Source organism: Elusimicrobiaceae bacterium, assembly GCA_028700325.1.
GTDB lineage: Bacteria > Elusimicrobiota > Elusimicrobia > Elusimicrobiales > Elusimicrobiaceae > JAQVSV01.
The window spans coordinates 1-11098 of the sequence record JAQVSV010000066.1 but is presented as its reverse complement, the minus strand read 5'-3'; the positions used below and the strand labels follow the sequence as shown (position 1 = coordinate 11098).

General features: G+C 62.5%; 11 protein-coding genes. All 11 read right to left on the bottom strand.

Annotation, left to right across the window (positions count from 1 at the left end):
• The coding region (gene topA, locus PHW69_08180; GenBank protein MDD4005162.1) for a type I DNA topoisomerase at positions 1-1950 on the bottom strand (1950 nt) is incomplete at its 3' end.
• A 26-nt stretch (positions 1951-1976) separates the two neighbouring features.
• The gene (gene dprA, locus PHW69_08175) at positions 1977-3107 is read right to left on the bottom strand and encodes a DNA-processing protein DprA (protein MDD4005161.1); all 1131 of its coding nucleotides are present in this window, start codon (positions 3105-3107) and stop codon (positions 1977-1979) included.
• The gene (locus PHW69_08170; GenBank protein ID MDD4005160.1) at positions 3108-3485 is read right to left on the bottom strand and encodes a helix-turn-helix transcriptional regulator; all 378 of its coding nucleotides are present in this window, start codon (positions 3483-3485) and stop codon (positions 3108-3110) included. It abuts the gene before it with no gap.
• 44 nt (positions 3486-3529) lie between these two features.
• Positions 3530-4369: a LysM peptidoglycan-binding domain-containing protein gene (locus PHW69_08165; protein ID MDD4005159.1), complete on the bottom strand. Its 840-nt coding sequence runs from the start codon at positions 4367-4369 to the stop codon at positions 3530-3532.
• On the bottom strand, positions 4366-5916 hold the full coding sequence (locus PHW69_08160) for a YifB family Mg chelatase-like AAA ATPase (GenBank protein ID MDD4005158.1): 1551 nt from the start codon (positions 5914-5916) through the stop codon (positions 4366-4368). The genes PHW69_08165 and PHW69_08160 overlap by 4 nt, the downstream gene beginning before the upstream one ends.
• A gap of 51 nt (positions 5917-5967) precedes the next feature.
• Positions 5968-7065 (bottom strand): hypothetical protein, encoded by a 1098-nt coding sequence (locus PHW69_08155; protein MDD4005157.1) that lies wholly within the window; start codon positions 7063-7065, stop codon positions 5968-5970.
• A gap of 2 nt (positions 7066-7067) precedes the next feature.
• Entirely contained in the window at positions 7068-7520 is a 453-nt protein-coding gene (locus tag PHW69_08150) for a hypothetical protein (GenBank protein ID MDD4005156.1), read from the bottom strand.
• Positions 7521-7556: 36 nt separating this feature from the next.
• Complete coding sequence (locus tag PHW69_08145) at positions 7557-9809, bottom strand: DnaA/Hda family protein (GenBank protein MDD4005155.1); 2253 nt, start codon at positions 9807-9809, stop codon at positions 7557-7559.
• A 24-nt stretch (positions 9810-9833) separates the two neighbouring features.
• On the bottom strand, positions 9834-10301 hold the full coding sequence (locus tag PHW69_08140; protein MDD4005154.1) for a hypothetical protein: 468 nt from the start codon (positions 10299-10301) through the stop codon (positions 9834-9836).
• 18 nt (positions 10302-10319) lie between these two features.
• Positions 10320-10607, bottom strand: coding sequence for a BMC domain-containing protein (locus tag PHW69_08135; GenBank protein MDD4005153.1), 288 nt, complete (start codon positions 10605-10607; stop codon positions 10320-10322).
• 27 nt (positions 10608-10634) lie between these two features.
• Positions 10635-11098, bottom strand: a 464-nt coding sequence (deoC, locus tag PHW69_08130; GenBank protein MDD4005152.1) for a deoxyribose-phosphate aldolase, incomplete at its 5' end; no start/stop codon positions are given.

Here is an 11098-nt window from a genome sequence, read left to right as displayed (position 1 = left end):
ATCCAGCCGGATCTTGCCCTTGCATTTCGGAAAATTGGCGCAGGAAATATACTTGCCGAACCGGCTTTCGCGCAGCAGCATCGGCCCGCCGCACACGGGGCACTTGTCCGCCACTTCCTGAGGCTGTTCCGCTTCCATGCCGGTATAAGCTTTGGCGAGGTCGGCGGTAAACGGCCCGTAAAACGCCGCGACAACCTCCGCCCATTTGGCCGAGCCGGACGCCACGTCGTCAAGCCTGTCCTCGATCTCCGCCGTGTAGGAAAGCTCCATCAGTTCCGGGAAAAAACCCTTGAGCTTTTCGGTCACCGTCGTGCCCAGCTCGGTCGGCGCAAGCTTGCCGGACCGGCCCTGCCGTTCCGCGTATTTGCGGTCCTGAATGGTTTTGACGATCGGCGCGTAAGTCGAAGGCCGCCCGATCCCGTGTTTTTCCAGCGTTTTAATCAGGCTCGCTTCGTTGTACATCGGCGGAGGCGAGGTTTTCCTGGAGGCCGCGTCTATGCCTTTAAGCTCAAGCGCGTCGCCCTTTTCCAGCAGCGGCAGCTTGGCGTTCTCCTCGGTTTCCTCTTCGTTTTCGTCGTCCGACTCTTCGCCTTTGTAAACTTTAAGGAACCCCTCGAATTTCACCGTGCGGCCGCCGGTCTTAAGCACGCACTGCGGCGCGGCGCTGTCGCAATCCGGCCCGGCCGCAATCTCCACGCCCAGCGTATCGAACACCGCGTCCGCCATCTGGCTCGACAGGAACCGCCGCCAGATCAGCTCGTACAGTTTCGCCTGCTCGCCGCTCAGATATTTCCGAATCTGCTCTGGCTCGCGGGCCACGCTGGTCGGGTGAATGGCTTCATGCGCCTCCTGCGCGCCTTTGACCTTCTTGCCGTAAAAAGGCGGTTTTTCCGGCGCGAACGCCGCGCCGTACTGCGCGGCTATGTATTCGCGCGACTCTTTCTGAATGTCTTTCGACACGTTGAACGAGTCCGTCCTCATGTAAGTTATCAAGCCCACCGTCTGGCCGTCCAGTTCGATGCCTTCGTAAAGCGACTGGGCAACCTGCATCGTCCTCTGCGACGAAAACCCCAGCTTGTTGTGCGCGTCCTGCTGAAGCGAACTGGTGATGAACGGAGGCTTGGGCCGCTGACGCGTTTCCTTGCGCTCCACGCTGGCAACCTTGAGCGGACCGGCTGAAAGAATTTTCCTGGCGTCGTTCAGCTCCGCCTCCTCCGAAAACACCGTGCGGCGCACGCGATAGTCCTCGGCGAACAGTTTCAGCACGCGCGACCTTTCCGCCGGCTCCCCTTTCCATTTATAGAGCCGCGCGTTAAAGTCCGGCGGCAGGCCCGGTTTGGAAAGCGAAGCCTCTACGGCATAATAGCTTTCCACCGGAAACTCCGCGATCTCTTTCGCGCGCTCCACCAGAATCCGCACCGCCACCGACTGCACCCGCCCGGCCGACAGCCCCTTGCTGATCTTGCGCCACAAAAGCGGCGACAGTTTATAACCCACCAGCCGGTCCAGCACGCGCCGCGCCTGCTGCGCCTCGACAAGATTGTCGTCAATGTCGCGCGCATTGTTGAAGGATTCCCTGATCGCGCCCGGCGTAATCTCATGAAACGCTATGCGCTTGACCTTTTTCATGTCAGGCGACAGCGCCTCCACCAGATGCCACGCTATGGACTCGCCTTCCCGGTCAGGGTCGGTCGCCAGATAAAGCAGATCGGCGTCTTTATAAGCGGTCTTTAGCTCCGTTATGTTTTTTTTGGCTTTCGGAATGATGACGTAAGTGGGTTTGAATCCGTTCTTCTCGTCCACGCCCAGCTCCCGCTCCGGCAGATCGCGCACATGCCCGAACGAACTGCGCACCACATATTCCGGGCCCAGTATCTTGCCTATGGTTTTTTGTTTGGTGGGAGATTCCACCACCACCAGATATTTTTTGCCGCTTGCTTTTGCAGTCATATTCCTTCCTGATTTCTAGTATTGCGTCAATTTTTCGCGTACAGGCCCGCCGCCGCGGATACCAGCGATTTTATCTCCAGCTCGAACAGCGCGCCGGCGGTGCGCGGAATGTCCCAGTTAAGAGTCTGCGCTATCACGTCCACCGGCAGTTCCTGCCCGCCTATGCATTCGAGCAGGGCGCGCTCGTCGGCGCTCAGCCCTTCCAGCGCGACGGCCCGCGCGGTTTTCGCTTCCGGTTCGCCGGCCGGCAGCATTATCCCGAACAGCTCCTGCGGCGGATAGGAGTCCAGCACGTCTTTCGCCGTCTGAACCAGCACCGCCCCGTCCCGGATCAGCCGGTTCGGCCCCGCGCTCAGCGGCTCGTCAGCCTGGCCCGGCACCGCCAGCACTTCCCGGCCCTGCTCCAGCGCGACGCGCGCTGTGATGAGCGAACCCGATTTTATATCGCCCTGCACCACCAGCACCGCCCCGCATAAACCCGACACCAGCCGGTTGCGACGCGGAAAATGGTGCGCCGCCGGCCCGCTCGAAACGGGAAACTCGCTTATCACCGCGCCGCCCGCTTTTAAAATCCGTTCTTCCAGCCCGCGGTTTTCCGGCGGATAACATTTGCCCAGCCCGGTGCCGACCACCGCCCAGGTTCGTCCGCCGCGCGCCAGCGCGGCTTCGTGCGCCGCGGTGTCTATGCCGCGCGCCAGTCCGCTTACGATCAGGAAACCGGCTCCGGCCAGCTCCGCCGCAAGGGCCGAGCACATTCTGCGGCCGTACGCGTCCGGGTAACGCGCCCCCACAACCGCGACCGCCGGGCCGCCGAACCCGATATCGCCTTTCACATAAACAAGAAACGGCGCGTCCGGTATGCCGGCAAGCCGCGGCGGAAAATCCTCGTCTTCCGGAAACACCACGCGCCCGCCGCAATCGGCGGCGGCGCGCAATTCGCCGGCCGCATCGGCCGCAGCGCAGTCGGCTAAAAATTTCTCCGCGTTTTTCAGCGGCAACGCGCTTGACTCCGCCAGTTCCGCCGCGGTCTGCCCGAGCACGGCGCACGCGCTGCCGTGCAGTTCCACCAGCCGGCGGCACCAGTCCGGCCTCATAAACCAGGCCGTATTCATGCGCAACCGGGCTTCCCGCTCGGCAGGTGAAAGCAATGGCGGCATTTAAAGAAGCTCCTCCGGAATTTCGTCGCCGGAGCGGCCTGACCTGGCCGCCGGGCCGGCTCCCGCCGCCGGCAGCTGCGTTCCGCCCGCCAGAAACACGTTCACGGAATTAAACGCCGCGCGGTCATGCCGGAGTTTTTCCCACAGAGGCGGAATCCGCCCGACCGACAAAAAAATAATCTCCGGGCTCAGTTCCAGCGCCTCCGCCAGGCCGTTGAGCACCGCGGCCTGTTCCGGAGGATTGCGCTTTCCGGCAAGCACCTTGGAAAGATAGGACGCATCCGTGCCGGCACGCCGGCACAGTTCCCGCAGGGAAATGCCGCGCCGCTTAATGCCCTGCTCTACAATCTGTCTGAAATCGCACCACTGCTCGCTCATGTTATATCCGATGGATTCATTCTCTGCTCCGCGCTGCGGCGGAGCTATTTCATAATCAAATCATCAACCTCAACCGGGTTGACCGCGCGGACCACTTCCGCCGTAGCCGTTGTTCCGTTTACCGCCCTGATTTTAAGGGCCGCAGAACGCTGCAGCTGAAGTCTGGCCGCGCCGTTGCTGTCTTTGATCACGTTGCCGCGCCGGAAAACAAACACCAGCTCGCCCGCGCGCACGGAGCCGGCGGTCCGCAGCTCCAGCTGCACCACATCCCCGAACGCGGCGAGCGTGTCCAGCGGATCATCAAGATCCGCCGCCACCACTTTCCCGTCCTCGCGCCAGTCCGGCGCGACCAGCTGGTTATCCTGGGAAGGAAAACCCCACGTCATGTCGGCCGGCATCTCCGGCGAAACGGACAGGTTATCCTCCTGCGCCCGGCCCCGGCCGTCGGCCAGTTCTTTCAGTTCCGACAACAGCCTGTCATCCGCATCCGGCCCGGCCGGTTTCTTCGGCGCGGCCTCGGGCGCGGGCTCCGCCCCGGCAGCCTGTTCCGCGGGGCTGGACACCGCCACCGAAACCGGCGCCGTGTCTATCGCCGCCGCTTCCGCCGGCGCGACTGGCTCCATCTTTATTCCGCCGTCCGGCAGGCAGGTAACCGCCAGCGTCTGGCCGGGATAAATCAGCTCGGGATTTTTTATGATACGCATGTTGCCCTTGTAAAGTTTGCGCCATTTCCTCGGCTGGCCGCAATACTTGCCGGCGATATCCCACAGACAGTCGCCCTTAACCACCACATGCACATTGCGTTCCGCCTCTTCCCCGGCGCGCAACGCGCCGCAGCAGCACACAACCGCGCAAAAACACACCAGCCCGGCAAGTTTCCTCATAACCTCTCCATAACGGCCGCCCGGTCAAAACTCCGGTACTGCACGGCCTCTGTCAAATGTTGCTTCTGAATCGTTTCTTCGCCCGCCAGATCGGCTATCGTGCGTGCGATTTTCAGAATCTTGTCCATGCTGCGCGCCGACAGGCCAAGCCGGCCCATCGCCGCTTCCAGTATCTCACTGCCGCCCGGCGGAAGCGCGCAGTGTTTCTTAATGTCGCGCGTCTTCATAAAAGCGTTGAGCCGCGTCGCGCCCGAGGCAAACCGCTCCGCCTGCACCCCGCGCGCGGCAAGCGCCCTTGCTCCTATTTCGGATGACGCTTCCTCGGGGCGCGCGCTCTCCCAGTCCTTATACCGCACCGGATTTAACCGGACAGTCAGATCTATCCTGTCCATCAGCGGGCCCGAAATTTTCGCGCTGTACCGCCTCACCTCAAGCGGCGTGCACCGGCACTGCCTGCCCGGATGCCCCAAATATCCGCACGGGCACGGGTTCATGGCCGCGATCAGTATAAAGCGCGACGGAAAAGTCACCCGCTCACGCGCCCGCGAAATAGTCACCCGTCCGTCCTCCAGCGGCTCGCGCAGGACTTCCAGCCCCGCGCGTGAAAATTCCGGCAGCTCATCCAGAAACAACACCCCGTTGTGCGCCAGCGAAACCTCGCCGGGACGCGGGATTCCGCCTCCGCCTATCAGCGCGGTTTCGGAAACGGTGTGATGCGGGTCCCGGAACGGACGCCGCCGCATCAGCCCGGTTCCCCTGAGCATGCCGCTAACCGAATAAATGCGGGTCGTCTCAAGCGACTCGGCCCGGCCCATCTCCGGCAAAATGCCGGGAAACCGGCGCGCCAGCATTGATTTGCCTGTGCCGGGCGGCCCGATCATCAGCACGTTATGCCCGCCCGCCGCCGCGATTTCAAGGGCTCGTTTGGCAAGCGGCTGGCCCTTCACCTCGCTGAAATCGCCGGACCAGCCGGCTTCCGCGGCCGCGCGCTCCGGCTGTTCCTCGATCCAGACCGCCGCTTCCGCCGGCCGGGTTCCGCCAAGCAGTTCCACCGCCGCTTTAAGATTGTCCAGCGCATAGGCTTTAAGCCCCGACACCGCCGCCTCGTTCGCGTTCCCGCGCGGCACAAAAACCCCTTTCACCGCCCGCCCAGCAAGCGGCGCCAGCATCGGCAGCACGCCCGGAGACGGGTTAAGCCGCCCGTCCAGCGACAGCTCGCCCAGAAAAACCAGTTCCTCCGCCGCCAGCCCCGGCGCCACGTTCAGCTGGCCCGACGCCTGCAGCACCCCCAGCGCGATCGGCAGGTCAAAATGAGTGCCGCTTTTGCGCAGCTCCGCCGGACTGAGGTTTACGGTGATCCGTTTAAGCGGAAAATCGTACCCGCTGTTGCGCACCGCCGCAGTAACCCGGTCGCGCGCCTCGCGCACCTCGGCTTCGGGCAGGCCCACAATGGTAAACGACGGCAGCCCCGCCGCCACGTCCACCTCCACGGCAACGGCAAATCCGTCTATGCCCCTTATCCCTACGCTTTTTAGTCCGGCAAGCATTAAAATCCTGTTAACTCCGCATTTGCGCCCGCGCGCCGGCGGCGTTCCGGTTCAGTCTTCCACCGCCAGCTCCACCGCATACTGCGTGACCGACAGCATCTTAAACGGCAGCTGCCGCAGTATCGAAGAAGCCAGTTCCTCGCCGGTTATTGAACTGACATTCACATCAAATCTGGCCTCGCCGTGCACATACCGGCGCAGGTTGTAAGACTCCACGCCGAGTGTGGAATCCAGTGCGGTTTTTATGCGGGCGACCTGCTCAATTCCGTCCAGCCCCTCGACGGACAGCGTTATCACCACTCCGCCCGACGCCGCGCGCCGCGCCGCCATCTCCACTATCCCGGCGGCCAGTCCGGCCGCCGCGGAAACGGCTTTACGCTGCGCGATCTGCCGCACCGGGTCTATCGCGCTGGCCTCGCGGCTTTCTTCCGCCACCGTCCTGCCGGAGGAAACCTCCAGCAGTTTCAAGGTGATTTTTGCCCGCATCGAAACAAACGAGCCGCCCAGCCCCGGCACGCCTTCAAGCGGATACGCGGCCGCTTCTGCCCGCAGAGCGAAATCCGCGCCCGCCGCCCGCGCGCGCACAAGAACCGCCGCCGTGTCGCCCGCGCCGGACGAGGCGAAAGCCGCGTCCTCCAGCATCGCAAACCCGTTTTTTTCGAACGCGCCGAACACTCCCGTCCGCAAATCGCTCGCGTATTCCGCGCCCGGCTCGGCGGCGATGAACAGCACCTTCTTGTCATAAACCGGCCGGTCCAGCTGCAGCTCGCCGATCACGTTATTTACGTCGGATACCAGCACCACGGCCTTTATCTGCACCCGGTACAGATCGCCCTGCCGGCCCTCGTCAAGCACTTTATAGGTTTTTATAAAACCCTGGGTCCGGGCCAGTATCTTCTGGTCAATAGTGATGGATTCGCGCACCAGCGTTTTGGCCGACACGAACACCCCCACCACCTTTTCCACGGCATTGCGCTGGGCCGATACCAGCGCCGCCGCGCGCATCCCGGCCGGATCTTCCGGCGTGTACTTGGCGAACCCTTCCCCCTTGACCTTCTCGCCCGACCAGCCTGACCCAACCTTCATATTCGCGCAACCCGCCAGCAGAACCGCGCCCGCCACGCAACAAACCAGGGCAATTTTTTTCATGTTCACTCCGGCTTGACGATAATTCCGCCGCGGTTGATTTCCGACAGCTTCAGCCGCACCACCACGGCGCAGCCGTCGTCCTTGGTGTATTCCGCGGAAACCACCTCCGCATGCGCGACGGCCGCGTTAACCGTGACAAGCAGCTGCTGGTCGTCCGTCACGCCGTTTTCCACGCGCGTTTTGGAATTCACGGCCGCGCCATTGAGATATTCCGTCGCCCGCAGCTGCGCGTTGGCGATCGCCGCCTCGCGCGACATGATCCTGCGCTGGGTGGCGTCGGCATACTTCTCGCCCGCGGCGCCGAGCCCGCGCACCCACAGATATTCCTTGTCTATACTGGTGTCGAGAAACTCCGGCGCCAGCGAACCGTTTTTAACAACGCTTTTCGGCCCGGCGGACCCACAGCCCGCCAGCAACCCCGCCAGCATAATAACCGCTATTTTCAAAACACGCATACAGCCTCCTTTTTTCGCCCGTTAAAACGCCCGGGCTTACCCCAGCAGATCAAGCAACACTCTCACATAGGAAGACGGCGCGCGCAGCTTTTCCCGGTCGAACCAGGCCAGCCGCACCGACAGGCTCCCCAGCATATGCCGCAGCGACTCGGAAAACACCGCCATTTTCTGTGAGTCCGAACCCGGCACTCCGAGCACCACCGCACCGTACAGATCCTTGGAATCGCATTCCTCCGCGATTTTAAACGCCGACGCGGCCAGCATGGACGGATCATACTCCATTCTGGCGGCAGGCACAAAACTGCCCGCCAGGCCAAGCTCCTTGGCTCGCTCGGTAATGCTGGCCATCACCCAGTCAAGATACCGGTCCTGCCCCATCGGCCCGAAAAAGCCCCACTTGCCCCAGCCGCCGGTTCCTTTGGGCGTAAAATTCTGGACTTTTTTCAATTCGGCATCATTCGGGTCGCCTTCCGCCTCGCTCGCGCCGCCGAAAATGATATCGAGCATATTTACCGTAGTCAGCGGCGGATTATGCGCCGGCACTATCGTTTCCATGGCCTTGAGCCGCAGCATCGAACGCAAAACCGCGCTGAGATTGCTGTCGCGCCGCACCAGATAGCTGTCCTGCTCCTCTTCGGCTATGTTGGCGTCAAGCCATGACACCATTTCGCGCACCACCTCGCGTTTCTGTTCCTCGGCCGGCGCTTTCAGCTCGACCGCGGACTTGGAGGAGCTGAACTCGAACCCCAGCCGCGTTTCCAGTTCGCGCACCGCCGGACCGGACACCGAAGACGTTACCACTATCTGCTTGCGGGCTTTTTTAAACTCCGCCAGCCAGCCGGCGATATAACGGCGGTTCTCCTCGCCCAGCGCCATCAGGTGAATGTCATCTATGCAGATGGCCTCCATCCCCATCAGCTTCGCCTCGAAATCCGCCACGGTATTGCGCAGAATCATCTGGTGTACGCCGCGCGAAAAACGCGTGCCGTCGGTTACAAACACTTTGTCCGCGCCTTTTTTAGCGCCGATGCCGTAGGCCACAGCCGACAGAAAATGCGTCTTGCCGGAACCCGCCACTCCATGCATGAAAAGCGGGTTATACATGCTGCCCGGGCTGTCTATCGTCGAAAGCGCCGCCGCGTGCGCGAACCGGTTGACCGAAGGAATCAGCCGCTCCGCGGTAAAAATCGGATTAAGCGGCGCGTCCACCGTCCACGGCTCGCGCTTGCCCGCCACAGCCTTTGCTTTCGCAGGCACGGCCGCGCCCTGTTTCACCGGCCCCGCGGACGACGAGGTCAGCCGCAGCGAAGACGCAGTCATCCTCAAATTGCCACTGTTAAACATATCCATCATATCGGCCGGACCGGACGGCTGTGTCGGGTTGACCGGCTGCGGCGCGGGCGCAGCCTGCCGCACGGTCTGTGCGGGAGGACGCTGCTGCTGCGGCGCGGGCGCGGCCTGCCGCACGGTCTGTACGGGCGGACGCTGCTGAGGCGGAGGGCTGACCTGGCGAATAGTCGGTTTCACCGGCACGCGCGGCGGCGCCGGCATCAGCCGGTCCGACGCGTCCGGCTCGGCCTTGGCCGGACCGGCAGGCTGCATCGCGCGCGGCGGCACAGGGCCCGCCGGACGCAATGCCGGTCTGGGCGGGGGCGCGGCGGGATTGGGCGGCACTTCCGGGATAACAGTGAATCTCAGCTCCTTGATCATGCCTTTGCGGCCGCGCTCAAGCGCCTCCACTTCCTCCTGCACGGCGGGAGCAAGCTCCGGCTTGAACGAAACCGCCGGTTCCGCCGGCATTTCCGGCCGGGAAGAATCTTTCGTCTTTTCGCGCGGCGTATCCCTTGAGGGCCGCCGGCCGGGCCGGGCGCCCGGCTTGCCGCGCCGAACCGGTTCCGGCTCGGCAAAAGCGGTGTACAGCGTTTCCGGCGGCGCGTACAGCGCGTCACGCTCTACAATGGTTTCCGAGCTCGGCGTGAACTCGGACGCCGGATTTTGAAGTTTCCCGAAATTGTCAGGCGCAAGCTCCGCTTTCCTTCCTTTTCTGCGCTGGCTGCGCCGCACGATATCGGCAACAACCCGCTCGCTTTTCAAAAGAATTTCCTCATTCGTATCGTACAGATACAGAGCGTAAGTATATGGCGGCTCGGCCATCAGCGGCCGGCTGCAGATATTGCCCAGTTTCATAAGCAGCATATCAACATCAATAGTGTCGCCGTCGAGGTACAGACAGTGTCTGCTCTCGTCCTCCGGCGACGGCATCGCTCTTATTTCCCAGTATTTGATCATACACTGACGCTCAATCCGTAACTCTCATTCAAACCGCAGTCCGATCGCTTCAAACTCAATCCAGTCCAGCGCGAGCGGACTTATTACCGTCCCGCGCGGAACCGTCAGCAGCTTCGACCCGGGCCGCAACATGATCCGCAGCTCCCGGTCGGTCATAAACACTCTTTTCGGCCGCGCGGCTGGCCCGTAATAGCGTCCGCCTTTCGCGCCGAACGCGGCCGCTTTTCCCGGAGCCGGTTTCGCGGCATGCGAAAAACCTTTGTAAAATCCGGTCGCATACCCGCTTTTAAACTCTTTCGGCCCGGGCCCGGCCGCAGGCGTCTTGCCGGGGCCGGAAACGGAACCTGATACCGCCGCGGAAATTTTCGCCGTATCCGCCACAGCACAGGCCGGCACGCCTGCCGCCGCGTCGCCGCCCGCCCGGGCTGACAGCAATCCATGCCCCGACAGCAGCCCGTAAATAATATCGGCGATATCGTTTTCAGTCAGCATGGCCGGAAAGGGTACGGACTAGTCCGCCCTTACGCTGATCTTGTCCATATACCTGTCAAGGCCGTCATGGGGCCTGGGTATCACATGAATACCGACAAGCTCGCCCACTTTCTGCGCGGCGGCCGCGCCGGCTTCCACGGCGGCGCGCACCGCGCCCACTTCGCCCTTGCACATCGTGGTGACATAAGCCGACCCGATTTTTTCATAGCCGATCAGCGTGACTTTCGCGGCTTTCGCCATCGCGTCGGACGCTTCGATCATCCCGATAAAACCTTTCGTTTCAACCAGCCCCAATGCTTCTTTCATATTCGGTTCTCCCCATCAGTTTTGAAATTAATAGCCGCTCGAAGCGCCTTGCAGCCCCGTCACGATTCCGATGCTCGCACTTGTGCCCAGCCTGCTCGCTCCGGCCTTGATCATCGCCTGGGCGTCTTCGGTGTTGCGGATCCCGCCGGACGCCTTCACTCCCATTCCACTGCCGACCACTTTGCGCATCAGGGCCACATCGGCCGCCGTCGCGCCGCCCGGCCCGAACCCGGTGGAGGTCTTTACAAAATCCGCCTGCGCCTGTTTCGACATGGCGCACGCGCGCACTTTCTCCTCGTCGGTCAGATACGCGGTTTCGATAATCACTTTAAGGACATGCCCGCGCGTAGCCTCGCGCACGGCCCTGATATCGTCGAACACCAGCGCGTCGTTGCCGGACTTGAGCGCGCCCACGTTTATCACCATGTCAATTTCGTCCGCGCCGTTGGCGATTGCGTCGCGCGCCTCCAGGGCTTTCACGGTCGGCGTGG

Coding starts and splice junctions, on each gene's coding strand:
- dprA (MDD4005161.1), bottom strand. CDS start 3,107: ATGCCGCCATTGCTTTCACCTGCCGAGCGGGAAGCCCGGTTGCGCATG.
- PHW69_08170 (MDD4005160.1), bottom strand. CDS start 3,485: ATGAGCGAGCAGTGGTGCGATTTCAGACAGATTGTAGAGCAGGGCATT.
- PHW69_08165 (MDD4005159.1), bottom strand. CDS start 4,369: ATGAGGAAACTTGCCGGGCTGGTGTGTTTTTGCGCGGTTGTGTGCTGC.
- PHW69_08160 (MDD4005158.1), bottom strand. CDS start 5,916: ATGCTTGCCGGACTAAAAAGCGTAGGGATAAGGGGCATAGACGGATTT.
- PHW69_08155 (MDD4005157.1), bottom strand. CDS start 7,065: ATGAAAAAAATTGCCCTGGTTTGTTGCGTGGCGGGCGCGGTTCTGCTG.
- PHW69_08150 (MDD4005156.1), bottom strand. CDS start 7,520: ATGCGTGTTTTGAAAATAGCGGTTATTATGCTGGCGGGGTTGCTGGCG.
- PHW69_08145 (MDD4005155.1), bottom strand. CDS start 9,809: ATGATCAAATACTGGGAAATAAGAGCGATGCCGTCGCCGGAGGACGAG.
- PHW69_08140 (MDD4005154.1), bottom strand. CDS start 10,301: ATGCTGACTGAAAACGATATCGCCGATATTATTTACGGGCTGCTGTCG.
- PHW69_08135 (MDD4005153.1), bottom strand. CDS start 10,607: ATGAAAGAAGCATTGGGGCTGGTTGAAACGAAAGGTTTTATCGGGATG.